Source organism: Hydrogenophaga sp. (assembly GCF_030158645.1).
Lineage (GTDB): Bacteria > Pseudomonadota > Gammaproteobacteria > Burkholderiales > Burkholderiaceae_C > Hydrogenophaga.
In genome coordinates this window covers 1-25,634 of sequence record NZ_JAOASO010000093.1, presented here as the reverse complement: position 1 = coordinate 25,634, position 25,634 = coordinate 1, and the positions used below count along the sequence as shown (strand labels likewise).

Sequence of the window (25,634 nt, the reverse complement as noted above, 5' to 3'; positions counted from 1 at the left end):
AGCGCCTCAGATGCGGTGTGCCACCGTCGTCATGACCTTGGCCGCCAGCTTCATCAGGCCCTTCACCGGCGCGGGCAGCTCCACCGCCCCTGCGCTCATGGCCTCGCGCGCGTGCCGGGCCTCATCCAGCTTCATTTGCGCGACGATGGCACGCGAAGCATGGTCGCCCGCCGGCAGGCGCTCCATGTGTTCGGCCAGGTGGGCTTCCACCTGCCGCTCGGTTTCCACCACAAAGCCCAGGCTCACGCCGTGCCCCAGGCGCCCGGCCAGCAGACCCAGGCCGAACGCCCCTGCATACCAAAGCGGGTTCAACAGCGAGGCGCGCGCACCCAGCTCGTCCAGCCGCGTCTGGGTCCAGGCCAGGTGGTCTGTTTCCTCTTTGCCTGCCGCTTCGAGTTGACGGGCCAGTCCCTCATTGGGCTGGGCAGACTGGCCCGGCCAGCGCGCCGTGAGCGCCTGCGCCGTGTACAGCGCCTGGGCGCACACCTCGCCCACATGATTCACCCGCATCAAGGCACCAGAGAGGTGCTTGTCAGCATCGCTGAGTTCGTGGTCGGTCGCCCGTTCTGGAACCGTTGGGCAATCCCGTGAGGCCCTCGGGGTGACAAACAGGGTTCTCAGTGCCGAGTCTGCGGCGTTGATCAAAGCGTCTGAAGCAGTGCTCATGGAAGGTCCGTCTGCGTGAATGGAAAACAAGGCTGCCAAAGGCTTGGCGACCATCATGGGGGGATGTTGCTACGTGTACCCAAATCACCTCGATAACCCAGGTGGATACCCCGCAAAGTATCTGTGAATGAATGGCTTAAGGGTAACTACCGAGTGCGTCGCGGTGGTGCAACAGAAGCACCATGGAAGGGCACCAGAACGCCAGAAATGCGGTTTCCACCGTGGCGCCCTCCATCACTTTCTGATGCAATTCATCCAACCTTCTGATGGAGGTCGGCTCGGCGGCAGAGACCACCAGTCCTTATTCAACCCTTGGAGAAACTTTCCATGAAAAAGACCCTGATTGCTTTGGCCGCCCTGGCCGCCACCGGCGCCGCAATGGCCCAGTCGTCCGTCACCCTGTACGGCGTGGTTGACGTTGGCTTCGCCAGCGTGAACAACAGCGGCGTCGGCAGCACCGACAACACTGGCCTGACCAGCAGCAACATGACCACCAACCGTCTGGGTTTCCGTGGCACGGAAGACCTTGGCGGTGGCTTGAAGGCGAAATTCCAGATTGAAACGAGCTTGACCGCAGATCAGCCAGGCGCCAGCTCGATTGGTGATCGTGGCGCTTGGGTGGGTTTGGAAGGTGGCTTTGGTGAGGTCCGTCTGGGCCGTGAGTACTCCACCACTTTCTGGTCGGGTTTCCTGTTCTCGCCATTCGGCACTGGTGGTGTGGGCAACGGCTTCGGTTTTGCCAACCGCGTGGTGGCCCACACGGTTACTGGCCAGACCAACCCGATCTGGAACAACAACGCCATCACTTACAACACGCCTCGTATGGCCGGTTTCCAAGCCCATGCCCAATACGCATTCGACGAGCAGGCTGCTGCCGGTAACAACGCAGGCCGCAGTGCTGGCTTGCGCTTGAACTACTCGGCTGGTCCGCTGATGGCTGAACTGGCCTACAGCGACACAGACGGCTCTGGAGCCACTCGGGATCACAAATCCACAGTGGGTGGCGTGTCGTATGACTTCGGCGTTGCCAAGTTGATGACGAACTTCGGTCAGGAAAAGGGCACCAACGCAGCAACTGGTGCGTTCGTCGCAAAAGTCAGCAACTTTGAAATCGGTGCTGTCGCCCCTGTCGGTCCAGGCCGCGCGCGCGTCTCTTACAACAACACGAAGATCGACTTGGGAACCCCAACGGATCAAAAAATCACGAAGTTTGCGCTGGGCTACATCTACGACTTGTCCAAGCGCACCGCTGTCTACGCGACCGTTGCTTCGCTGAAGAACAAAAACGGTGCTGCTTTGTCGCTTAGTTCTACCAATCCAGCCAACACGGGCGCAGCGAACGGCCGTTCGACTGGCTACAACGTCGGTATCAGCCACGTTTTCTAATAGCTGAGACATGGACAGCCTTTTCCTGGGCTGTCGACTGGTTCAGTTCTAAAGCCCGGCACTTTGTGCCGGGCTTTTTTCATTGGAATCTGCTTTTCTATGGCGTGAAGTCGGATCTGGCACCTCTGGCAGCCGGTCTTCTGGTCAGGCTTATCGTTGCATGCAAGCAACAAAAAGTCGCCTTGATCGCGACTTGCTAGGGGATACCCGTAGCTGTGGGCAGCAACCGCACTAAGATTCGCTTGTCCGTTTCATCAATCTGCAACGTGGTTGCATCCTCACAAGGAAATTTCAATGAAAAAGTCCCTGATCGCTTTGGCCGTTCTGGCTTCCTCCGGTGCCGCTATGGCTCAGTCCAGCGTGACCATCTATGGTTTGATGGACGTTTGGGTGGGATCCACCAAGACCGACATCAGCAGCACGATCGTCCCTGCTGCAAACGGCTCCACGCGCAATTCCGTGTTGAACAGCGGTGGTCTTGCCACGAGCCGCATCGGCTTCAAGGGTACTGAAGATCTGGGCGGTGGCTTGAAGGCAAATTTCACTATTGAGACGGCAATTTCCCCAGACGCACCACAGGCAACTAGGCTCGGAAGCCGTATTGCAAAGGTCGGTCTCTCTGGCGGGTTTGGTGAGATCAACCTCGGCCCAGATTGGACGCCGTATGACAACACCCGCTTTGCTGCAAACGATACGTTTACTGCCAATATTGCTTCGTCCTTCTCAACTTGGCTGAGCTACGAAGACAACCCAAACAACATGGTTGCGTACACCACACCTAGCTTCGGTGGATTGACTGGTTCGGTTGCGTACGCGTTTGGTGAAGACAAGACTGCGGCTCCAGGTTCTAAAGCCTCGAGCATCACCTCCCTCAGCTTGAACTACGCAGCAGGGCCTGTGGTGGCCGGAATTGCTCACCAGCAGCAAAAGCAGAACGGTGCTAACGGCACTTTCAGCGCGATCCCCGGCTTTTTGACCGATCCATTGGTCGTAGCCGCTTTCACTTTGGGTAACGGTAAAACTTCATACACCCTGATCAACGGCTCCTATGATCTTGGCGCCTTGAAAGTGGTTGCGGGCTTCAACACGGTCAAGCATGTGGAAACTGGTGTGGCAGGTTCGACGAAAGCCAACGAGTACAATATCGGCTTGGAAGCTCCTCTCGGCGCCAATCTCACCATCGGTGGTGGATATGCCCAGTCTAAAATCAAAGACAATGGCACCGCTGTTGCAAAGACCACGGGCTATTCTGTCGTCGCCAAGTACGCGTTGTCAAAGCGCACCCTGGCCTACACCGCTGTGACCCAGACGAAATTGAAAGCTCAGCCTACTGCCTCCGATTTGACCGTGAAGTCGAGCTTGTTCGCTGTGGGTGTGCAGCACTCTTTCTGATGTCGATTTGATTGTCATCTGAATAGAAACCTGCCGTGGCAACACGGCGGGTTTTTTTACGCCTGAACCCGGCTTCGGGGATCAAGACTGCCCCGTCTTGGTGGGCAATCTGCGTGGGTTAGCCTATTTTTCAGAGACTTGAACGAGAGTTGGCGGCGGAGTGGCTTCAAGATGTCCAATGGGTTCATGAAACAAGAAACCGCCAGCCCACAAGACGTGGATGTCGAGCAACACGACTCTGGCGAGGATCATTCAAGCTGTTGAGCAAGCGCAAGGCACGCGTGCGCCGACACAGCGATTCGTCGATCGCTTTGCCGCCATCTACACGCCTGCGGTCTTCGCCATTGCAGTGGCTGTGGCGGTTCTCCCGCCGTTTTTGATGGGCCTGACCTGGCTGGAAGCGCTGTAAAAGGCGCTCGTGCTGCTGGTGATCGCCTGCCCCTGTGCCTTGGTGATTTCCACGCCTGTCACTGTGGTCAGCGGACTGGCAGCCGGTGCCCGCCGCGAAATATTGATCAAAGGTGGTACCTACCTGGAGGACGCCCGACTCCTGAAAGCAGTGGCACTGGACAAGACGGGCACCATCACCAAGGGCAAACCGAAGCTTGTGCAGTGGCGAAATTGAGGTGATGGCGATGAAGCATTGGCCCAGCAGATGGTCGCCACTCTGGCCAGCCGTTCCGATCACCCAGTTTCCAAGGCAATTGTTCAGGGTCTGAAAGTTCAGGGGCCAGAGGCGCAAGATTTCAAGGCTTTACCTGGGCGTGGTGTTGAGGGTGTGGTGAATAGTGCGCGCTTGGTGCTGGCCAATCACCGACTGATTCATGAGCAGGGACTGTGCACCCCTGACCTGGAAGCGGAACTCGCTGTCCACGAAAAGCAAGGCCTCACGGTGACCCTCTTGGCGGACGGATCCCGCGTTCTCGCACTGTTTGCCGTTGCTGACACCATCAGGGAGACCTCTAGACAGGCCATCGTCGCCATCAAGGTACTCGTCGTGACCTCAGTCATGCTGACCGGCGACAACAGCGCAACCGCCAAGGCCATTGCAGCGCAGGCGGGCATCGAAGATGCACGCGGCGACTTGCTTCCCGAAGCCAAGCTTGACGCGATCAAGGAGATGCAACAGCGGTATGGCCCTACCGGCATGACCGGCGATGGCATCAACGATGTACCGACGTTGGCTCAGGCCGACATTGGTTTCGCCATGGGCGGTGCAGGTACCGACACAGCCATGGAAGCAGCGGATGTGGTCATCATGAACCACAACCTTCAGCGCGTGGCCGAGACGGTACGGCTGTCCAAGCGCACCCACGCGGTGCTCTGGCAGAACATCGCCTTGGCATTGGGAATCAAGAGTGTGTTTCTGGTGCTGGGCACCGCGACCATGTGGATGGCGGTTTTCGCCGATATGGGCGCAAGCCTGTTGGTGGTTACCAACGGCCCGCGCTTGCTTCGTGGGACAGAGGTAGAGCCGACTTTCAACCGAAAGTCGTGAGCCGCCATGCAAACGCAAAGAGCAAAAGCGCGTCACTTCATGACAAAGCGCACGGTAGCTGGCTTGCCCGCCAAGGTCACCACAGCGACGGCTTTGGTGCCTGAGCCGATATTGAAGTTGCCTGTGGCTTCGAGCTTGTCGCCGACGGGTTTCAGTTCAACTTCCTGTTTTTCAGTGCCTGTCAGCAGCGTCACCTTGGCAGTGCCTTTGGACACGTCAGCGGGTTTCCCGTGGTCGCGCAGGTGCAGCTGGATGATCGAGGACTTGGCCACCAATTCATAGTCCATGTCCTTGAGTTCGACGACAACGCCTCCGTGCAGCGGTTTGTGCTCGTGTGCGTGGCTGTGCTTGTCGCCAGCAGCCAAGGCCATATTGGCCAAGGCCAAGGCCGCAGAAGCGGCCAATATTTTCGTTTTCATGAGAGTCCTTTCGGGGTGGATGGCAGGGTAAAAATCAAAGTGCTTCGGCATCTTTGTCGTTCATGAGGGCTTCGGCAGGCTTGCGCCCAAACAGCCAGAACATGGCCGGCGTCAGGAAGGTGTCAAGCAGGGTTGAGCTGATCAGACCGGAAAAAATCACAACGGCTACAGGGTGCAAAACCTCGGTTCCAGGTTGTTCAGCTTCGAAAAGCAGCGGGGCCAGCGCAAAGGCTGTCACCAAAGCCGTCATCAGCACCGGGCTCAACCGTTCGAGCGAACCGCGCATGACCATCTTCTGGTCGAAGGACTCACCCTCTAAACGCATCAAGTTGATGTAGTGGCTGACCTTGAGGATGCCGTTACGCACTGAGATGCCGGCGAGGGTGATGAAGCCCACCAATGCTGCGACGCTGAGGGGCTGACCTGACAGCCAAAGCCCTATCACAGCACCGACCAAGGCGAGCGGAATGTTCACCATGATCAGCGCCGAAAGCGCCGCCGACTTGTAGCGGCTGTACAGCACGACAAACATCAGGGTAAGCGACACGATCGACAACAGACCGACCAGCCGCGCAGCTTCTTCCTGTGCTTGGAACTGACCACCCAGGGTAATGAAGTAACCCTCCGGCAGCTTTGTCTCAGCGACCACCCGCCGGATATCAACGACGATTTCGGACAGCGCGCGCCCGGAAGCATTTGCTGACAACACGATGCGCCGCTTGCCGTCATCGCGACTGATCTGATTGGGTCCATCCCCATCTTCGATGGTGGCAATTTTCGACAGCGGTATGCGCCCGGCTGGAGTTTCGATCAGGATCTGACTCAAGCCCTCCACGGACCGCGCCGACTCCGGCAGCTTCACCACCAGTGCAAATCGCCGGCTGCCTTCCACGATCTGGGTGATTTTCTCGCCTTCAACCAACGCTTGCAGGGCGGATAAAACCTGCGGTGCAGGGACTCCATATTGGGCAGCAGCAGCGTAGTCGATGCGCACCTTGATTTGCGGCGAAAGCACCTGCTTTTCGATCTGAAGATCTGCAATACCTGGAATGGTGGCCAGCCTGGCACGCAGTGCATCCGCCTGTCCCCGCAACGCGTCCAGGTCCTCTCCGAAAATCTTGATTGCAATCTGCGAGCGCACGCCCGAGAGCATATGGTCAATGCGGTGAGAAATAGGCTGCCCGATCTCCAGGGCAGCTGGCAGATTGATCAAACGCGCCCGGATGTCGGCCTTGATTTCGTCCATGCTGCGCGTCAGTTCGGCAGTCGGTTTCAATCCTACGTCGAGTTCGTTCACGTGCACACCTTCCGCATGCTCATCGAGCTCGGCACGTCCACTGCGGCGCCCGACGTGCGTCACCTCCGGTACTTGTTTGACCAACACCTCTGCCTGGCGAGCCAGCGCAGATGACTCCGTCAAAGTCACGCCAGGATTCAAACGCAACCCGATCAGCAACGTGCCCTCGTTGAATGGCGGCAGGAATGTTGTTGGGAAGAACGGCACAGAGGCTGCCGCCACCAGCACTGCTGCCCCCGCGGCTGCCATGGCAGCTTTGGGTCTGTTGAGCACGCCCTGCAAACTGCTGCTGTAACGCGCCTTTAGCCAGGCAAGCACTTTGGTATCCCCGTGGTCCAGGTTCTTCATGCGTGGAAGAAGATAGAAGCTGAGCACAGGAGTGACCGTAACCGAAACGATCAACGACGCGAGGGTCGAAACGATGAAGGCGATGCCCAGTGGCGCAAACAGCTTGCCTTCCAATCCTGGCAACGCGAACAACGGAATGAACACCAACACGATGATGATCGTTGCGTAGAGGATGGCCGATCTGACTTCCATCGTGGCTTGCGCAACAACTTCGATGGGGTGCAACCGGCTGTGCGGATGGTTGGCCCGATCGGCCTTCAATCGCCGAAGGACGTTCTCTACCCCGACCACTGCGTCATCGACCAAACCGCCAATCGCGATGGCCAAGCCGCCCAGTGTCATCGTATTGATCGACAGTCCAAAATACTTGAAGACCAGAGCAGTGATGAAGATCGACACTGGAATGGCCGTCAGGGCGATGATGGTCGGCCGCAGAGTCCCCAGAAAGAAGAAAAGGATCACTGCCACAAAGATGGAAGCGCCTATCAGCTTGCCCTGCAACGTTGTGATCGAGGCTTCGATGAAGCTGGCCTGTCGAAAAGTCACTCGCGGCGGCTCCATCCCTGCGGGCAGCGAAGCCTTGAGCCCTTCAAGTGCTTCCTCAATGGACTGCGTGAGAGCAATGGTGTCTGCAGTTGGCTGCTTCTGGATACCCAGAATCACCGCCGGTTTTCCTTCGTAGCCTGCGTCACCCCGCTTCAGCGCAGCAGCAAAAGTCACCTCTGCAATTTGGCGCATCAGGATGGGTTGTCCGTCCTTCGCGGTCAAGGCCAGGTTGTTGAGGTCATCCAGCTTGGAAGTGCGCCCCAGATTGCGAATCAAATACTCGCGACCGTTCAACTCCAGAAAACCACCAGAGGTGTTTGAGGAATATCCCTTCAACGCGTCTTCGAGCTGTCCGTGTGTGATCCCCAGCTCGGCCATTCGCATGGTGTTGGGTTGGACTTGGAATTGACGAACCTCGCCTCCAATGGGAATGACTTGTGCAACGCCGGGTACAGAGAGGAGTCGCGGTCGCAGCACCCAATCAGCGTACTCGCGCACAGCCATCGCGCTGATCTTGCTTGGATCGACTGGGATGGCGATTTGCATGATCTCGCCCATGATCGAGCTGATAGGCCCCATGCGCGGCACCACCCCGTTTGCAATGCCTTCTTCCATCGACGACAACCTCTCCGACACCAGTTGCCGGGCGCGAAAGATGTCAGTGCTCCAATCAAAAGTCACGTAGAGAAAGGACAGGCCAGCAGACGAAGTTGAGCGCACCGACTCCACGCCTGGCAGGCCGTTCATGGTCGTCTCAAGAGGGAAGGTGATGAGTTGTTCGACTTCTTCAGCCGCCATGCCACCAGCCTCCGTCATGATCGTGACAGTTGGCTTGTTGAGGTCAGGGAAGACGTCCACCGGAGTGGTCGAAAGCGTGAATGCACCATAGGCCATCAGAACCACGCTGGCGATCATCACCAGCAAACGATTCGAAAGGCTGTTATCCAGTAGCCACTTGAACATGATGGCTTCCTTAGCGAACTTGATTGATCAGCGTGGCGCCCTGCGTCGCGACACGATCTCCGGCTTGCAGTCCCGAAGTAACCGCAATAGTGACGCCGTCCAGCGGCTCGATGGTCACCGTCCTCGGCTCGAACCGCTCCGGCGCTGTTTTTACCCAAACCACCGTCTGGTTGGCAGGGTTCTTCATCAGTGAGGCCACCGGTACCGGGATGCCCATGACCTTCTCTTTCGTCTGTACGAATACGCGCACCGGTTGACCTACTGCAAGTTGGTCGAGTGCGGCGCCTTGAGCGCGGAAGGTCAGAGGCAAGGCCTGCTCCCGAAGGCTGCGCGAGGCGCCGACAAAGGTGAGCTGCACTGGCTTGTCGCCAATCGCCAAACTTGCACTCCCAATGTTGGAAACGATGGCAGGGTCGAATGCCAGCGCTTCGATTCGCAGGCGAGAGGGATCGACGATTTCGAACACAAGTTCACGCGCATCGACCACCTGCCCTGCGACCACGTTGGCCGATGCGATCACGCCGGACACAGGCGCCAGAAGTGCTTCACGGTTGGACAAGCCTCCGCCGACCGCAGCGATACGAGCAGCCAGGCTGGCAGCCTCGCTTTCGACTGCTTCTACCTCCTTGCGCGGTACCGTGTCAGCCAGCTCCCGCAAGCGCGCGACGCGCTTGTCTGCCAAAGACTTGGTTGCGCGCAACTCGGCCAGTTGTGCCGCTTGATTTGAACGCTCAATCGGCGCTGCGGACGACAAAACGTAAGCCATCACCTCGCCTTTGCGCACCGCTTGCCCTGGGCTTGGCAGTCCACGCGGCCCCGGCTCAATGCGGCCAGCGTTCAGTGCCTGCACCATGCCGCCAGCGTTGGGGTCCATCAAAACCTTCGCTCCGAGTTCGATCGTGCGCGGCAGATCTGCGGCTTCGGTGACGACGGTGCGAATACTCAACTGTCGTTGCGCTGGCTTGGGGAGGAAGACGCTGCCGTCGGGCTGACGCTGCGGCCCGTTGGCACTGGGCGCCGAGGGCGCGCCGCCATGGTCATGGCCTTCGCCAGCAATGGCGAGGGGTGTTTTTGCGAGGGCCAACAACAGTGCCAGGCATGTGGCGATCAATGCGGGCTTCATGCTGCACCTCCGGCACGGGCGCTGCTGGAAGTCATCAGCCGGCGTCCGGCCCAGACAAACAGGGCCAAACAGGCGAGTCCCCCGGCGAACCATCCCACATATTCCACTGTGGAGCGCGTTACCGCTTCATCTGTGTGCGCTTCCTCGTGGACATCAAGTTCACCAGCGAGCAAATCGGACTCAGCGCCGGCGACAACTGTCGCCGAGACTGTCAGTACTCCGGGCTTGGGTTCGGTGGGTAGCACCACCTCGTATTCATCTTCGCCCTGCTTCCCAGCTTTGAATGTCGTGCCACCGATATCGAGTTCTATTTCTGCATTGCGCACTGGGCTGTTGTCCGCAAAGCGGTCGAGGTATAGCGTTATCTGTTTACCGCTAAGTACCCCGACAAGTTCGAAGCTCTCTGATACGGCGGAAAAACGAGGAAGCGCTTCTGCTGCGCTTTGGGGTGCAGACTCGCCGTGATCGTGGCCTTCGCTGGCCCCTACAGACAAAGAGAGGAAGGTGGTCGCTATCAATACGACTGACAATTTCGGAAATTTCATGGGTGGTTCTCAAGAAAAGGAGTTGATGTGTCAGGGACGTCTTATTGGGGGAGCAGGCCGAGCGCCTGCCTCCATGCAGAGACAGCCGCTGAGAGCTCGATGCGTGTCCTAGAGGCTTGTCTTTCGGCCTCTGTCGCTTCCGCCTCGATACGCAGCCGGGTCGGCAAGTCGGTTTCTCCCAACCGGAAAGACTTATCAAAAAAACTACGTGATTCGCGGGCGAGCTGAGCTCGTCGCTCAGTGGCCTCCAGCTGGGTGCGCAGGCCATCCACGCGCACGCGCGCTGCCTCACGTTCAGCCATCAGACGTTCACGCTCTAACGCCAGCTGAGCCTGAGCCTCTGTAGCCTCAGCAGTTGCGCTTGCGATGCGAGAGTCCTGTCGCGGCCCACTGCCGAACGGGATTCGTACGCCCAACGTGATGGTTTTCTGGGCCGATTCTCCAAATGAACCGCGATCACGCGCGGTCGACAAGACGAGCTCGGGATTTGCGCGGGATCGGCTCGCGGTCAGTGCTGCGGTTTTTTCAGCCACAGCTGCACGATCTTTCAGCTCCTGCAGTGAAGCGTGGCTTTCAACTTCAATCAAGGCCATTCCAGGTTCTGGTTCCTGTATTGCAATGCCCGGCTCATCGAGTGTGGGTATGAACCCGGCTAGTGCGCGCAACTGCTGGCGAGCCGCCGTAAGGGTAGCGTCGGCTTGCGCAACGTTGGCCTGCGCGCCCGCAACCGCGCCGTCTGCTTGATGCTGATCGGCTCGTGCCAGATCGCCGGCTTTTGTCCGGAGAACGACGTCAGCTGCAATGCGTTGGGTACTGTCAAGTTGACTTCGGGCCGTGTACGCATCAATGCGTGCTCTATGCCACTGCCACCAGGCTTCACGTACCGACGCGGCGACGCGCAGTCGCGCCGCCGCCGCACGGCTTTCAACAGCCGCACTCTCGGCACTGGCCAGAGCCGCGCCTCGACTGCGCTCGCCTGGAAGCCAAAGAGGTACGGATACTCCGAGCTCAATTTCCCGCGCACCTTGATTGCGGTAAAGACGATCGGATTTATTTGAAAACTCAAGCGCTGGCGGCTCTGGAGTCCAAGCGCTTGTTGCGCGCTGTTGCGCACTGGCGGCTTCGCGCCGCGTTTGCAGTGCTACAGCCTCGGGTTGGCGTGTCCAAGTTGCTTCGAATATCTGAAGCAAGCTTGAAGTGTTTTCTCGCAGTGCGGCCGTTTCGGTACCTTGCGCTTGCGCCGCTGCGCCGCACAATCCCCAAACAACCGTCGCCGTGGTCCACAGCAGTTGCGCGTTGGTGCGATTTCTTTGAATCATCTGATGCTCCGACATTGAAGTTAATCCAAGGGAGATCGGCGATTTGTCGACGCTGGCGCCGACTCGAGCCTGACACGCCGCTAGCTGCGGCTAGACGTCAGGAGCGAAGGAAGAGGGTAGGAAGGTAGACCCGCCTCGCCGATCAGGCGAGGGGCCGCCACTGAGGGCGTTCTGGACGGCTTGACATGTGTGCGCCACCAAATTCGTCCGGAGCAACGTCGTGTAAGCCCGATGCGAATATGCCGAAGTTTTCCGGCTCCATGCCTAAAACAGCGCTGAAATGGCCGTGGCATTGTTCGCAGTCGGATTTCATGGATCCGGTCGAAGTCTTCTCGATGCTGTGGGTAGTGACTTCCGGGCTGATGGATAGCGAAGACGTTTGGGTTGAACCACTAGGGTGGCTTGACTTGCTTGGGACCTCGGTTAGCCCCGAGAAATCGGAACTCATGCCCGACTCATGCGCGTAGTAAGGCACCACTGCCGCCCAGGAAAGCTGGAGGGGCAGCAGAAAGATCAAAGCCAAGGCAGTCAGAGCGCGCATCGAGGCGGAGTATAGCCAGCGCAGATGTCGCCTTGGCCTTCGTAAGGTAATCAGTTTGTAGGGTTTCAACGATGAAAACCATCTATCCCGCGTGCGCCGGTTTAACGACCTCACTTGGCTGTGCGCTTGTGCTCCAGTAGTTGATATTCGAACCCGAAGCAAAAAACCCACCGTGGCAACGCGGTGGGTTTTTTTGTGGGTGCGTCCTTTCAGATCACTTCACAGCGGTCGCTGCAGGCTTCTTGTCCACCGGCTTTTTCTCCACCACCGGCTTAGCGGTGGGTTTGAATGCGTCACCGTTCACGGTCAGGCCCTCGGACGACAGCTTGGCTGCGCGTTTGTCACCGATGCCGGGTACCCTCTGGATCAGATCGGCCCAGGCCTTGAACGGTGATGTCTTGCGCTCTTCGATGATCTTGCTGGATGTGCTGGGACCGATGCCTTTGATGCTGTCGAGGTCGGCTGGTGTGGCTTTGTTGATGTCGACTGCAGCGAAGCTGGCGGCTGTGACCAGTGCCAGCAGGCTGGCAAGCAATGTCTTGAACATGGATCCTCCGATGATTGAAGTGGTTTGAACGCGCCAGCGTCGTCGGTTGGGCTTGCGCCGTCGCGTCTGCCGCGGAAACCTGCCGTCAGGTTTCGGTTGATCAATTTAATTTAAAAGAATTCACAAAAAATCAAAAATCGCCAAGCTATTAATCCTTTTTTACCTGTTTGAAACATGATTCCGAATGCCTTTTCTTCCTGTGTGAGCGTTGCTGTTGGGGGATCCCGACGGTGCGTTGGCGTGGGTTTGCTGGTGCTCACCGCCGCGCTGGGCGCTTGCTCGTCGCCGCCCGACGTGGCCAACGGTTCCGAAGCCGCGGGCGCCCAGCGGGAGACGGTATTGCGCCAGGCGGCGCAGCAGCTGCTGATCACGCCGTCCGGCCACGTTCCCTGGCAGCCGTTCGCGTTGCCGGGCAAGCGTTATGTGGCTTACGAGCCGGTGGTGGCATTGGCCCGGCCGTCGCTGCGCGTGAATGCAGACAGTTCGGTGAGCATCTTGCGGCGGCGGTTCGAATCGCCGCTGCCGGCGCCCGGTCGCCTGTCGTTTTCCTGGAGGGTGGACGCGTTGCCGCAGGAGGCCGATCTGGCAGCCTCGGACGCATCGGACTCGCCCGTGGGCGTGGTGCTGGGCTTTGAGGGCGACCGTTCGCGCTGGACACCGAGGACGCACCGCCTCTCGGAAATGACCCGGTTGCTCACGGGCGAAGAGTTGCCGTTTGCCACGCTGATGTATGTGTGGGGCAACAAGGAAGCACCGGGCACGGTGGTGGTGAACCCTCGCACCGACCGCATTCGCAAGCTGGTGGTGGACAGCGGCACTGGCGAACTGGGTCGCTGGCGCGACCATGTGCGCGATGTGCAGGCCGACTACCGGCTGGCGTTTGGTGAAGAGCCCGGGCCGTTGCGCGTCGTGGCGCTCATGACCGACACGGACAACACGAACAGTGCGCTCACCGCCTGGTATGGCGCATTGACGCTGGACAACGCCGCACCTGCGCGCTGACCTCCAACCTGCCCAGGTTGTCGATTCGGGTTAGCCCGGCTCGAACACGGGAACGTTTGTTGCATAGTCCCTGCCAGTTCAACTGTTCAGGGATGTCTTCATGAATGCACGTGTTTCGACGCTTCACTTGGCCGTTTTCTCCGCAGCGCTCGCCCTGGGTTCAAGCGGGTCGCACGCCAAAACGTTCAAATGGACCAGCGCCAGCGACATCCCCACCTGGGACATCCATTCGCAGAACAACGCGTTGTCCAACGGCATCCACGCAGCGGTGTACGAGTCGCTCGTGTACTACAACAGCAAGACCTTCAAGCCCGAGCCGATTTTGGCCACGGCATGGAAGCAGGTGACGCCCACCCAGCTGCGTCTCAATCTGCGCACCGGTGTGAAGTTTCACGACGGCTCCACCTTTTCGGCCGACGACGCGGTGTTCTCGATCGAGCGCGCCATGGCCAAGACCTCCAACTTCGGTATCTACGCGCAGGGCATTGACCGCGTGGTGAAGGTGGACGCGAACACCATCGACATCTTCACCAAAGACCCCAACCCGGTGCTGCTCAACCAGCTCACCGAGCTGCGCATGATGAGCAAGGCGTGGTCGGAGAAGAACAACACGACGTCGCCGAAAGACATCAAGACGCAGGAAGAAAATTTTGCCCACCGCAATGCCAATGGCACCGGTCCGTTTGTGCTGAAAGAGTGGCAACCCGACCAGAAGCTGGTGCTCACGCGAAACCCGAGCTGGTGGGGCCAGGCCGATGGCAATGTGACCGAGGTGATCTACACGCCGGTGAAGGCGGTGGCCACGCGCATGGCCGCGCTGCTGTCGGGTGAGGTGGATCTGGTGCTGGATCCGAGCCCACAGGACCTGCCGCGGGTGCGCTCCGAGGGCCGACTCAAGGTGGTCGACGGGATCGAGAACCGCACCATCTTCTTCGGCATGGACCAGTTCCGAAGCGAACTGCCGGGCAGCAACATCAAGGGCAAGAACCCGCTGAAAGACCAGCGTGTGCGCAAGGCGCTCTACCAGGCGATCGATATCAACACCATCTCACGTGTCACCTTGCGCGGCCTGGGCCAGCCCACCGGTGCGCTGGTGGCGCCGCAGGTCAATGGCTGGACGGACGCGGTGCACAAACGGTTTCCGTTCGATGTGGCGGCGGCCCAAAAACTGCTCGCCGACGCCGGCTACCCCGACGGCTTCGAGGTGGACTTCGCCTGCCCGAACAACCGCTACATCAACGACGAACAGATCTGCCAGGCGGTCACGGCCATGTGGGCGCGCATCGGTGTGAAGGCCAAGCTGCGCACACTGCCGCTGGTGACTTACTTCCCCATGATCCAGCGCTACGAAGCCAGCATCTACATGCTGGGCTGGGGCGTGCCGACCTTTGATGCGCTCTACAGCCTGCAGTCGCTGGTGCGCTCGGTGGGTGCGGGTGGTGACGGCAACTACAACGTGGGCCGCTACAGCAATCCGCAAATGGACGCGCTGGTGGAGCGCACCAAGAAGGAAACGGACCTGAAACTGCGAACCGAGTTGCTGACCAAGGCCCTGGCGCTCCAGAACGACGATGTCGCGCACATACCGCTGCACAACCAGGTGATTCCGTGGGCCATGAAGAAGAGCATTGACGTGGTGCACCGCGCGGACAACCGGCTCGACTGGCGGTTGATCAAGGTAAACTGAAATCGGCTGATCGGTAGGGGGTCGTTCACCGCGTGGTGCGACCCTTTTTTCATGTGTACCCACGATGTTTGCATTCATTCTTCGGCGCCTGGCGCAGGCCGTGATCGTCATGGTCAGCGTTGCGCTGATCGCGTTCATGCTGTTTCAGTACGTGGGCGATCCGGTGGTTTTTTTGCTGGGCCAGGACGCCACCGCCGAGCAGATCCGGGAGCTGCGCGCCGATCTTGGTCTCGACCAGGCTTTCTTCGTGCAGTTCTGGCATTTCCTGACCAACGCGGTGCAGGGTGAATTCGGGCTGAGCCTGCGCCAAGGTGCCAAGGTGTCTCGCCTGATCGCCGAGCGCTTTCCTGCCACCCTGGAACTGGCGCTGGTGGCCGCCGTGCTGGCGCTGGCGGTGGGCATTCCCATGGGGGTGTATGCGGCGCTGAAGCGAGGCACCTTCATGAGCCAGGTGTTCATGACGGTGTCGCTGCTCGGGGTGTCGCTGCCCACCTTCCTCATCGGCATCCTGCTGATTCTGGTTTTCGCCGTGAACCTGGGGTGGTTTCCGAGTTTTGGTCGGGGCGATGTGGTTCAACTGGGCTGGTGGTCCACCGGTCTGCTCACCGCCAAAGGCTGGTTGCACATCACCTTGCCGGCCATCACGCTGGCCATCTTCCAGCTCACGCTCATCATGCGGCTGGTGCGCGCCGAGATGCTGGAGGTGCTGCGCACCGACTACATCAAGTTCGCGCGGGCGCGAGGGCTGACCGACCGCGCCGTCCATTTCGGACACGCCTTGAAAAACACGTTGGTGCCGGTGATGACCATCACCGGCCTGCAGCTCGGGGGCCTGATCGCGTTTGCCATCATCACCGAAACGGTGTTCCAGTGGCCGGGCATGGGGCTGTTGTTCATCCAGGCGGTCACGTTCGCCGACATTCCGGTCATGGCCGCCTACCTCTGTTTGATCGCGTTGATTTTCGTGGTGATCAACCTGATCGTCGATTTGCTGTACTTTGCCGTCGATCCGCGCCTGCGCGTGGAAAAGTCTGGCGGCCACTGAGCCTGCACCGATATGTTGAACTCCCGCATCAAAGCCCACGGCCGCGCCTTCGCGCACATCGCGGCGTTTCACCCCGAGCTCACCGCGCTGCGCCGCGACCTGCACGCGCACCCGGAGATCGGTTTTGAAGAGCACTACACCGCGCAGCGTGTGGTGGAGTCGCTCAAGGTGTGTGGCGTGGACGAAATTCACACCGGCATCGGCAAGACCGGCGTGGTGGCGGTGATCCACGGTCAGCGGCGCGAGAGCGGCCGCATGATCGGCCTGCGCGCCGACATGGACGCCTTGCCCATGACCGAGCACAACGACTTTGCCTGGAAATCCACCAGGCCCGGCATGATGCACGGCTGCGGTCACGACGGACACACCACCATGCTGGTGGGTGCTGCGCGCTACCTGGCCGAGACGCGACAGTTCGACGGCACGGCGGTGCTGATCTTTCAGCCCGGCGAGGAGGGCTTTGCCGGCGCCAAGGCGATGATCGAGGACGGGCTGTTCGAGCGCTTTCCGGTCCAGTCGGTCTACGGCATGCACAACTGGCCACAGATGAAACCCGGCACCGTGGGTGTGAACCCAGGGCCCATGATGGCCTCGGCCGATCGCATCACGATCGAGATCATCGGCAAAGGTGGTCACGGCGCGCACCCCTACCAGACGGTGGACCCGGTGCTGGTCTCGGCCCACATCATCACGGCGGTTCAGAGCATCGTCTCGCGCAACGTGCGCGCCATCGACAGCGCGGTCATCAGCATCTGCGCCATGCAGGCTGGTGACCTGGGCGCGTACAGCGTGGTGCCGGGCAAGGCCACGCTGGTGGGCACGGTTCGCACGTTCAACGCCGAGGTGCAAAACATGATCGAGCAGCGCCTGCAGGAGGTGTGCTCGGGCGTGGCACTCGGTCTGGGGGCTGCAGCCCACGTGAAATACGAGCGCGTGTACCCGGCCACCATCAACAGCGCTGCCGAAGCCCGCTTCGCGGGTGACGTGGCTCAGCGGCTGCTGGGCCACGACCACGTGGACCGCAACATGGACCCGAGCATGGGGGCCGAAGATTTTTCGTTCATGCTGCAGGTCAAGCCGGGCGCGTATTTGCGCCTGGGTCAGGGCCTCGAGAGTGGCATGGGCGGCTGCTACCTGCACAACAGCCGTTACGACTTCAACGACGAGGTGCTGCCTTTGGGGGCAGCCCTGCACGCGGGGCTGGTCGAGCAGGGCATGCCGCTGCCCGAGGGGCACGTCAAGTCCGCCAACCACGTTTCCACCATTTCCAACCCCGCAAGGAGCGATGCATGAAGTTCAAGACAACGCGGGCGGCCAGCCTGCTGGTGGGTGCCGTGCTGGCGCTGTGCGCAGCGCAGGCCCAGACGATCCGCATCGGCAACCAGGGCGATGCGCTCTCGATGGACCCGCATTCGCTCAACGAGTCCCTGCAGCTCAGCGTCACCAGCAACGTCTACGAGCCACTGGTGGCGCGCGACCGCAACCTCCAGCTGGTCCCCGGCCTGGCCACCAGCTGGAAGCAGACCTCGCCCAACGTGTGGCGTTTCGAGCTGCGCAAGGGCGTGACATTCCACGATGGCGCGCCGTTCACGGCCGATGACGTGCTCTTCAGTTTTGCGCGTGCTGGGGGTGAGGGTTCGGACATGCGAAGCTACACCAACGACATCAAGGCGGTGCGCAAGCTAGGCGACTTTGCGGTGGAGATCGAGACCAAGTCGCCATTCCCCATCCTGCCGGACGTGATCTCGCTGCTCTTCATGATGAACAAGAAGTGGGCAGAAGAGAACCAGGCCACCCGGCCCGTGGACCGCCGCAAGGGCATCGAGAACGCGGCCTCGTTCCGCGCCAACGGCACAGGCCCGTTTCGCCTGCGCGAGCGCCAGCCCAACGTCAAGACCACCTTCGTTCGCAACGGCAACTACTGGGGAAAGATCGAAGGCAATGTGATCAACGTCGAGTACACGCCCATCGGCAACGACTCCACGCGCGTGGCCGCGCTGCTCTCGGGTCAGGTGGATGTGATCGAACCCGTGCCGCTGCAGGACGTGGCGCGCATCAGCGCCAGCGGCAAGACCAAGGTCATGCAGGGCCCGGAGCTGCGCACCATCTTCCTCGGCATGGACCAGAAGCGGGACGAGCTGCTCTTCTCCAACGTCAAGGGCAAGAACCCGTTCAAGGACAAGCGCGTGCGCCAGGCGTTCTACCAGGCGATCGACATCAACGGCATCCAGCGCACCGTGATGCGCGGCGCCTCCCAGCCCACGGCGCTGATGGTGGGGCCCGGCATCAACGGCTTTGACGAGTCGATGAACACCCGCTTGCCGTACGACCCCGATGCGGCGAAGAAACTGCTCACCGAGGCCGGCTACCCCAACGGTTTCGAGGTGGCCATGAACTGCCCGAACGACCGTTATGTGAACGACGCAGCGATCTGCCAGGCGGTGGCCACAAACCTGGCTCGCGTGGGCGTGAAGATCCTGTTGCAGGCCGAGACCAAGGGCACCTACTTCCCCAAGATCCTCAAGCGCGACACGAGCTTCTACATGCTGGGCTGGACCCCGGGCACCTACGATTCGCACAACGCGCTGAACGCGTTGATGCGCTGTGTGGACGACAAGGGTAGCGGCCAGTTCAACCTGGGTGCGTATTGCAACCCCAAGCTCGACGAGCTCACGGTGCAGATCCAGTCGGAAACCGACAAAACCAAGCGCGACGCGTTGATCAAGCAGGCTTTCAAGCTGCACTCTGACGACATCGGGCATTTGCCGCTGCACCAGCAGGCGCTCGCCTGGGGCGTGGCCAGCAACGTGACCCTGGTCCAGGTGGCAGACAACTTCATGCCTTTCCGATACATGTCTGTGAAGTAGAAAGCCCCCCCTGCGCCGCCTGCGGCGGCTTCCCCCCGGTGGGGGGACGCACGCTGGGGCCGGCGGAGCCGGACCCTCGCGCGCCTTGGGCTGGAGGTTTTCTCACTCGATGCACTCTTAGGAATTCACGTTGACCTCTTTTCTGCACCGCTGGTTCGACAGCGATGTCGGCCACAGCTTTCGCTCCTCGCCCACCGCCATCGTGGCGGCGGTGATGGCGTTCATCTGCGTTTTCTGTGCGGTGTTCGCGCCCTGGGTGGCACCGCACAACCCGTTTGATCTCGCCACGCTCGAACTCTCCAATGCGCGCCTGCCGCCGGCCTGGAGCTCCGATGGTTCGCGCAATTTCCTGCTGGGCACCGACGACCAGGGGCGCGACATCCTGTCGGCGCTGATGTACGGTGCCCGCATTTCGCTGGCGGTGGGGTTGGCGTCGGTGGTGCTCTCGGTGGTGATCGGCGTGTCGCTGGGGCTCGCCGCCGGCTTTCTGGGTGGCTGGATCGACAGCGTGCTCATGCGGCTGTGCGACGTGATGCTGTCGTTTCCGGCCATCCTGGTCGCGCTGCTCATCGCCGGTGTGGGCCGCGCGCTGTTCCCCAACGCGCACGACGCGCTGGCCTTCGGCGTGCTCATCATCTCGATCACGCTCACCGGCTGGGTGCAGTACGCGCGCACCGTGCGCGGCTCCACGCTGGTGGAGCGCAACAAGGAATACGTGCAGGCCGCGCGCGTGACCGGTGTGGCTCCGCTGCGCATCATGCGCAGCCATGTGCTGCCCAACGTCATGGGTCCGGTGCTCGTGCTGGCCACGATCCAGGTGGCCACGGCCATCATCACCGAAGCCACGCTCTCTTTCCTGGGGGTAGGCGCGCCGCCCACTTCTCCGTCCCTGGGTACGTTGATCCGTGTGGGCAACGACTATCTGTTCTCCGGCGAGTGGTGGATCACCATTTTCCCCGGCGCCATGCTGGTGCTGATCGCACTCAGCGTGAACCTGCTCGGCGACTGGCTGCGCGACGCGTTGAACCCGCGACTCCGATAACAACATGAGCCTCCTTCAAGTCAAGAACCTCGTCGTCGAGTTTCCCGGCCGCCGCGGCACGCTGCGCGCGCTCGACGACATTTCCTTCGACATCGCACCGGGTGAAATCCTCGGCGTGGTGGGTGAATCCGGCGCGGGCAAGTCGCTCACCGGCGCGTCCATCATCGGCCTGCTCGAGCCGCCGGGTCGCGTGGCCTCGGGAGAAGTTTTGCTGCAGGGTCAGCGCATCGACAACCTGCCCCATGAAGAAATGCGCAAGGTGCGCGGACGCAAGATCGGCGCGATCTTTCAAGACCCGCTGACCTCGCTCAACCCGCTGTACTCGGTGGGCCGCCAGCTCATCGAGACCATCACCACCCACCTGCCGGTCACGCAGGCCGAGGCGCGCCAACGTGCCATCGAGCTGCTCAAGGACACCGGCATTCCCGCGGCCGAGCAGCGCATTGACCACTATCCGCACCAGTTCAGTGGCGGCATGCGCCAGCGCGTGGTGATTGCGCTGGCGCTGGCGGCCGAGCCGCAGCTCATCGTGGCCGACGAGCCGACCACCGCGCTCGACGTGTCGATCCAGGCGCAGATCATCACGCTGCTCAAGACCATCTGCAAACAGCGTGGTGCAGCGGTGATGCTGATCACGCACGACATGGGCGTGATCGCCGAAACCTGCGACCGCGTGGCCGTGATGTACGCCGGGCGCATCGCTGAAATCGGTCCGGTGCACGACGTCATCAACCACCCGGCCCACCCGTACACCGCTGGCCTGATGGCCTGCATCCCCGACATGAGCGTGGACCGCGAACGCCTGCACCAGATCGATGGGGCCATGCCGCGCCTCAACGCGATCCCGACCGGCTGCGCCTACAACCCGCGCTGCGACAAGGTGTTTGACCGCTGCCACGTGGATCGGCCCGATCTGCTGACGGCGGGCGCCACGCGCGCTGCTTGCTGGCTGCACGCCAGCGCCGGAGCCGCCGCATGAGTTCGGACATGTTCGAGCGGGCCGTGGAGGCCCAGGCGGCCCGGGCCAAGACAGCCGAGACCCGCGCGGCCGTGTCGGCGGCGACGCTGGATGCGACCAACGCCGCACCGCTGGTGCGCGCCACCGACCTGGCCAAGACCTTCGATGTGTCGGCGCCCTGGCTGAACCGCGTGATCGAGCGCCAGCCACGCCAGTTGCTGCGAGCGGTGGACGGTGTGTCTTTCGACATACCACGTGGCCAGACGCTGGCCCTGGTGGGCGAGTCGGGCTGTGGCAAGAGCACCGTGGCGCGCCTGCTGGTGGGGCTGTACGAGCCCACGCGCGGCGGCTTCGAGTTTGACGGGCAGGACGCACACGCTGCGTTCAAGACGCCCGAGGGCCGTCGGCTGCGCCGCCGCATCCAGATGATCTTTCAGGACCCCTACGCCAGCTTGAACCCCCGCTGGCGCGTGGAAGACATCGTTGCCGAGCCGCTGCGCGAACACGCGATCGTGACCGAGCCGGCCGCGCTGCGCGACCGGGTCGACGAACTGCTCCAGTCGGTCGGCCTGTCGCCGCTGGACCGGGTGAAGTACCCGCACCAGTTCAGCGGCGGACAGCGCCAGCGCATCTCGATTGCGCGTGCGCTGGCCACACAGCCCGAGTTTCTGGTGTGCGATGAGCCCACCAGTGCGCTGGACGTGAGCGTGCAGGCGCAGGTGCTCAACATCATGAAAGACCTGCAGCGGCAGCGAGGTCTGACGTATCTCTTCATCAGCCACAACCTCGCCGTCGTGCGCCATGTGAGCGATCGGGTGGGCGTGATGTACCTGGGCCGGCTGGTGGAGCTCGCACCCAAGCACACGCTGTTCGACAGCCCGCGCCACCCCTACACGCGCATGCTGCTGGACGCAATCCCGAAGATGCACGACACCGGCCGCGCACGCACGCCGGTCTCCGGCGAGGTGCCCAACCCGCTGAACCCACCCCCGGGCTGCGCCTTCAACCCGCGCTGCCCGCACGCCAACCAGCGCTGCCGCAACGAACGGCCCCAGCTGCTGACCCTGGGCGGTATCCGCATCGCGTGCCACGCGGTGGAAGAAAACCGCATTTGAAGACGACCCTCTGGCTCAGGCGTACCGCTTGCTCTTGAGGTTGTTTTTCATCTCTTTGAGCAGCGGCTGCAGTTTGTTGCCGCCAATGCGCAGCGCGAGGCACGTCGCCACGATGTCGATCACCATGAGGTGCATCAGGCGCGAGGTCATGGGGCTGTAGCGGTCGTAGCCTTCGGGATGGTCGGCCGACAGGTGGAAGTGGCCGGCCTGCGCCAGCGGGGTGCCGCTGGTGGTGATGGTGATCACGGTGGCGCCGTGCTTGCGCGCGATGTCGGCCGCGTCCATCAGGTCGCGCGTGCGACCCGAGTTGGAGACGATCACCACGCAGTCGCCCGGACCGAGCAAGGACGCGCTCATCACCTGCATGTGGCCGTCGCTGTACGCAATGGCGTTGATGCCCAGGCGAAAGAACTTGTGCTGGGCGTCCTGCGCCACGATGCCGGAATTGCCAGCGCCATAGAACTCGATGCGGCCCTTGTGCTTGTAGGTCGCGACCAGCGCGTCCACCACCTTTTCGATCGCGTGGCTCGACGCGTCGTTGCGGTATTTCAGGAACGCCGCCACCGTGTTGTCGATCACCTTGACCAGCACGTCACCGGTCTTGTCGTCCACATCCACGCTGCGGTGGATGAAGGGCACGCCCTCGCTCACCGTGCCGGCCAGCTTGAGCTTGAAATCGGACAGGCCGTCGTATCCCATGCTGCGGCAAAAGCGCACCACGGTGGGTTTGCTCACGTGGGCGCGGTCGGCGAGTTCGGTCACGGGCAGGCTGGCGAAGGTGCGGGGGTCCAGCAGCACGAGTTTGGCCACACGTTGCTCGGCGGGCGCCAGTGAAGGCAGGGAGGCTTTGATCCGGTCGAGCATGTTGGTTACCTGGGTTGCATGGCAGGGTGAAATTTTATTACCTGCCCTGCTCGATAATGCGGTCCATGAACCAGCTCGACGCCCTCAAACAATTCACCACCGTGGTCGCCGACACCGGCGACTTCAAGCAGATCGCTGCGTTCGCGCCGCAAGACGCCACGACCAATCCCTCGCTCATCCTCAAGGCGGTGCAAAAGCCCGAGTACGCGCACCTGTTGAAAGAAGCCGTGGCGCAACACGGTGCGCAGGGCCTGGACGAGGTGACGAACCGCTTGCTGGTGCGTTTCGGCTGCGAGATCCTGCGGCTGATTCCGGGTCGTGTGTCCACCGAAGTGGACGCCCGCCTGAGCTTCGACACCGAGGCCACCGTGACCCGAGCGCGCCGAATCATCGACCTGTACCAGGGCGAGGGCGTGCCTGTGGACCGCGTGCTGATCAAGATCGCGTCCACCTGGGAGGGCATCCAGGCCGCCGCCCGGCTGGAGCGGGACGGCATCCACACCAACCTCACCTTGTTGTTCTCGTTTGCCCAGGCCGTGGCCTGCGGGCAAGCCCAGGTGCAGTTGATCTCCCCCTTCGTGGGGCGGATCTACGACTGGTACAAGAAAACCGCCGGTGCGGGCTGGGATGAGGCCGCAATGGCGGGCCCCAACGACCCGGGTGTGCGATCGGTGCGCGCCATCTACGAGTTCTACAAAAAGCACGGCATCGCCACCGAGGTGATGGGCGCGAGCTTTCGCAACGTGGGCCAGATCACGGCGCTGGCCGGCTGCGATCTGCTGACCATCAGCCCGGAATTGTTGGCCCAATTGGCTGCGAGCGAAGCTCCCCTGAGCCGGGCGTTGAATGCCGATGCCGCGAAAGCCATGGACATTCCTTTTGTGACCCACGACGAGGCCAGCTTCCGGTTTGCCTTGAACGAGGACGCCATGGCCACGGAGAAGCTGTCCGAAGGCATCCGGGCTTTTGTGGCTGACACCATCAAGCTGGAAGCTTTGATGCGCTGAGTTTCTTTGGCCTGGAGCGCGTGGGTGCCCGGGTGGGCCGGACAGCTCATCAGCCGCTTCGCGTCAGCAAATCGCCATCCGACCCAACCGGACACCCGCGCTTTGGGTTGGCGAACGACCGAAGACTGACGACCCAATGAAAAAACCCCGCGAGTCGCCTCGCGGGGTTTTTTTCTTGGGTTTCCTTTGTCGGCTTGCAGCGATGCATTCCGACGCAGCATGAGGCGCCAGGCCAAGGCGCAAGGGCGTAGACAGTGGCAGCGCCACGGCAAGCCCTTGCAACGCCGGCATGGCGTCTCAGGCAAGGAGCAATTACATGCCCATTCCGCCCATGTCGCCCATGCCACCCATGCCGCCGCCGCCCATGGCAGGTGCGTCATCCTTCGGGGACTCGGCCACCATGGCTTCGGTCGTCAGCATCAGGCTGGACACGGAAGCGGCGTTCTGCAGTGCAGTGCGGGTCACTTTCGTGGGGTCCAGAATGCCCATCTCGATCATGTCGCCGTAGGTGTCGTTGGCGGCGTTGAAACCGTAGTTGCCCTTGCCAGCCAGGATGGCGTTGACCACCACCGATGGCTCGCCACCGGCGTTGGCCACGATCTCGCGCAGGGGCGCTTCGATGGCTTTCAGCACCAGCTTGATACCGGCGTCCTGGTCGGCGTTGTCACCTTTGATGGTGCCAGCGGCCTGACGTGCACGCAGCAGGGCCACGCCACCACCGGCGACGATGCCTTCTTCCACCGCAGCGCGCGTGGCGTGCAGGGCGTCTTCCACGCGGGCTTTCTTTTCCTTCATCTCGACTTCGGTGGCAGCGCCGACCTTGATCACGGCCACACCGCCGGCCAGCTTGGCCACGCGCTCTTGCAGCTTCTCGCGGTCGTAGTCGGAGGTGGCTTCTTCGATCTGCACGCGCACTTGTTTCACGCGGGCTTCGATGTCAGCAGCAGCGCCGGCGCCGTCGATGATGGTGGTGTTTTCCTTGCCCACTTCGATGCGCTTGGCCTGGCCCAGGTCAGCCAAAGTCACTTTTTCCAGCGTCATGCCGACTTCTTCAGCGATCACTTTGCCGCCGGTCAGGATGGCGATGTCTTCCAGCATGGCCTTGCGGCGGTCGCCGAAGCCAGGGGCCTTCACAGCCACCACTTTCAGGATGCCGCGGATGGTGTTCACCACCAAGGTCGCCAGGGCTTCGCCTTCGACGTCTTCGGCAATGATCAGCAGCGGACGGCCGGCCTTGGCGACCTGCTCCAGCGTGGGCAGCAGGTCACGGATGTTGGAGACTTTCTTGTCGTACAGCAGCACGAAAGGGTTGTCCAACAGGGCCGACTGCTTCTCGGGGTTGTTGATGAAGTAGGGCGACAGGTAGCCGCGGTCGAACTGCATGCCTTCGACGACGTCGAGTTCGTTCTGCAGCGATTTGCCGTCTTCCACGGTGATCACGCCTTCTTTGCCCACTT

General features: G+C 61.4%; 21 protein-coding genes and 1 pseudogene. 12 read left to right on the top strand and 10 right to left on the bottom strand.

From position 1 onward, the window contains the following. Window positions 1–6: 6 nt before the first annotated feature. A complete protein-coding gene (gene coq7, locus Q1W68_RS10610) occupies window positions 7–666 on the bottom strand; it encodes a 2-polyprenyl-3-methyl-6-methoxy-1,4-benzoquinone monooxygenase (protein ID WP_300652115.1) in 660 nt (219 codons plus the stop codon). Between the two features lie 327 nt (window positions 667–993). Here coq7 and Q1W68_RS10605 point away from each other — a divergent pair, with 327 nt between their 5' ends. From Q1W68_RS10605 to Q1W68_RS10595, 3 genes and pseudogenes are all read left to right on the top strand, one after another. After that, window positions 994–2,052 carry a porin gene (locus tag Q1W68_RS10605; protein ID WP_300716577.1) on the top strand — a complete coding sequence of 353 codons (1,059 nt, stop codon included), beginning with the start codon at window positions 994–996 and terminating at the stop codon, window positions 2,050–2,052. Between the two features lie 294 nt (window positions 2,053–2,346). Beyond that, window positions 2,347–3,444, top strand: a complete 1,098-nt coding sequence (locus Q1W68_RS10600; RefSeq protein WP_300652121.1) for a porin — start codon at window positions 2,347–2,349, stop codon at window positions 3,442–3,444. Between the two features lie 220 nt (window positions 3,445–3,664). Then, window positions 3,665–4,942: pseudogene (locus Q1W68_RS10595) on the top strand (heavy metal translocating P-type ATPase); the annotation flags it as partial. 32 nt (window positions 4,943–4,974) lie between these two features. Here Q1W68_RS10595 and Q1W68_RS10590 read toward each other — a convergent pair. From Q1W68_RS10590 to Q1W68_RS10560, 7 genes are all read right to left on the bottom strand, one after another. Continuing rightward, window positions 4,975–5,361: a hypothetical protein gene (locus Q1W68_RS10590; RefSeq protein ID WP_300652124.1), complete on the bottom strand. Its 387-nt coding sequence runs from the start codon at window positions 5,359–5,361 to the stop codon at window positions 4,975–4,977. Between the two features lie 34 nt (window positions 5,362–5,395). After that, window positions 5,396–8,515 (bottom strand): efflux RND transporter permease subunit, encoded by a 3,120-nt coding sequence (locus Q1W68_RS10585; protein WP_300652127.1) that lies wholly within the window; start codon window positions 8,513–8,515, stop codon window positions 5,396–5,398. A gap of 10 nt (window positions 8,516–8,525) precedes the next feature. Further along, a complete protein-coding gene (locus tag Q1W68_RS10580) occupies window positions 8,526–9,638 on the bottom strand; it encodes an HlyD family efflux transporter periplasmic adaptor subunit (RefSeq protein ID WP_300652131.1) in 1,113 nt (370 codons plus the stop codon). Then, the gene (locus Q1W68_RS10575; protein ID WP_300652134.1) at window positions 9,635–10,183 is read right to left on the bottom strand and encodes a hypothetical protein; all 549 of its coding nucleotides are present in this window, start codon (window positions 10,181–10,183) and stop codon (window positions 9,635–9,637) included. Before Q1W68_RS10575 ends, Q1W68_RS10580 begins: the two co-directional genes overlap by 4 nt. A gap of 41 nt (window positions 10,184–10,224) precedes the next feature. After that, window positions 10,225–11,502 (bottom strand): TolC family protein, encoded by a 1,278-nt coding sequence (locus Q1W68_RS10570; protein WP_300652137.1) that lies wholly within the window; start codon window positions 11,500–11,502, stop codon window positions 10,225–10,227. Window positions 11,503–11,644: 142 nt separating this feature from the next. Continuing rightward, window positions 11,645–12,043, bottom strand: a complete 399-nt coding sequence (locus tag Q1W68_RS10565) for a hypothetical protein (RefSeq protein ID WP_300652140.1) — start codon at window positions 12,041–12,043, stop codon at window positions 11,645–11,647. Window positions 12,044–12,257: 214 nt separating this feature from the next. Next, window positions 12,258–12,590: a DUF655 domain-containing protein gene (locus tag Q1W68_RS10560; RefSeq protein WP_300652141.1), complete on the bottom strand. Its 333-nt coding sequence runs from the start codon at window positions 12,588–12,590 to the stop codon at window positions 12,258–12,260. A 240-nt stretch (window positions 12,591–12,830) separates the two neighbouring features. On the opposite strand from Q1W68_RS10560, the gene Q1W68_RS10555 reads away from it, so the two are divergent. The 8 genes from Q1W68_RS10555 (at window position 12,831) to Q1W68_RS10520 (ending at window position 22,306) form a co-directional block, all read left to right on the top strand. Next, the gene (locus tag Q1W68_RS10555; protein WP_300652143.1) at window positions 12,831–13,592 is read left to right on the top strand and encodes a DUF3047 domain-containing protein; all 762 of its coding nucleotides are present in this window, start codon (window positions 12,831–12,833) and stop codon (window positions 13,590–13,592) included. Between the two features lie 100 nt (window positions 13,593–13,692). Then, complete coding sequence (locus tag Q1W68_RS10550; RefSeq protein WP_300660660.1) at window positions 13,693–15,279, top strand: ABC transporter substrate-binding protein; 1,587 nt, start codon at window positions 13,693–13,695, stop codon at window positions 15,277–15,279. 64 nt (window positions 15,280–15,343) lie between these two features. Continuing rightward, window positions 15,344–16,324, top strand: coding sequence for an ABC transporter permease (locus Q1W68_RS10545; RefSeq protein ID WP_300660657.1), 981 nt, complete (start codon window positions 15,344–15,346; stop codon window positions 16,322–16,324). 12 nt (window positions 16,325–16,336) lie between these two features. Beyond that, window positions 16,337–17,617 carry a M20 aminoacylase family protein gene (locus tag Q1W68_RS10540; RefSeq protein WP_300652150.1) on the top strand — a complete coding sequence of 427 codons (1,281 nt, stop codon included), beginning with the start codon at window positions 16,337–16,339 and terminating at the stop codon, window positions 17,615–17,617. Further along, window positions 17,614–19,191 carry an ABC transporter substrate-binding protein gene (locus tag Q1W68_RS10535; RefSeq protein WP_300716570.1) on the top strand — a complete coding sequence of 526 codons (1,578 nt, stop codon included), beginning with the start codon at window positions 17,614–17,616 and terminating at the stop codon, window positions 19,189–19,191. The genes Q1W68_RS10540 and Q1W68_RS10535 overlap by 4 nt, the downstream gene beginning before the upstream one ends. A 130-nt stretch (window positions 19,192–19,321) precedes the next feature. Beyond that, entirely contained in the window at window positions 19,322–20,233 is a 912-nt protein-coding gene (locus tag Q1W68_RS10530; protein WP_300716567.1) for an ABC transporter permease, read from the top strand. 4 nt (window positions 20,234–20,237) lie between these two features. Beyond that, the gene (locus Q1W68_RS10525; RefSeq protein WP_300716565.1) at window positions 20,238–21,212 is read left to right on the top strand and encodes an ABC transporter ATP-binding protein; all 975 of its coding nucleotides are present in this window, start codon (window positions 20,238–20,240) and stop codon (window positions 21,210–21,212) included. Then, a complete protein-coding gene (locus Q1W68_RS10520) occupies window positions 21,209–22,306 on the top strand; it encodes a dipeptide ABC transporter ATP-binding protein (protein ID WP_300650306.1) in 1,098 nt (365 codons plus the stop codon). Before Q1W68_RS10525 ends, Q1W68_RS10520 begins: the two co-directional genes overlap by 4 nt. A gap of 15 nt (window positions 22,307–22,321) precedes the next feature. Here the strand turns inward: Q1W68_RS10520 and Q1W68_RS10515 are convergent, their stop codons facing one another. Beyond that, window positions 22,322–23,170, bottom strand: a complete 849-nt coding sequence (locus tag Q1W68_RS10515; protein ID WP_300650303.1) for an SIS domain-containing protein — start codon at window positions 23,168–23,170, stop codon at window positions 22,322–22,324. A gap of 65 nt (window positions 23,171–23,235) precedes the next feature. On the opposite strand from Q1W68_RS10515, the gene tal reads away from it, so the two are divergent. Beyond that, entirely contained in the window at window positions 23,236–24,177 is a 942-nt protein-coding gene (gene tal, locus Q1W68_RS10510; protein ID WP_300650301.1) for a transaldolase, read from the top strand. A gap of 312 nt (window positions 24,178–24,489) precedes the next feature. Here tal and groEL read toward each other — a convergent pair. Continuing rightward, window positions 24,490–25,634, bottom strand: a 1,145-nt coding sequence (gene groEL / locus Q1W68_RS10505; protein WP_300716563.1) for a chaperonin GroEL, incomplete at its 5' end; no start/stop codon positions are given.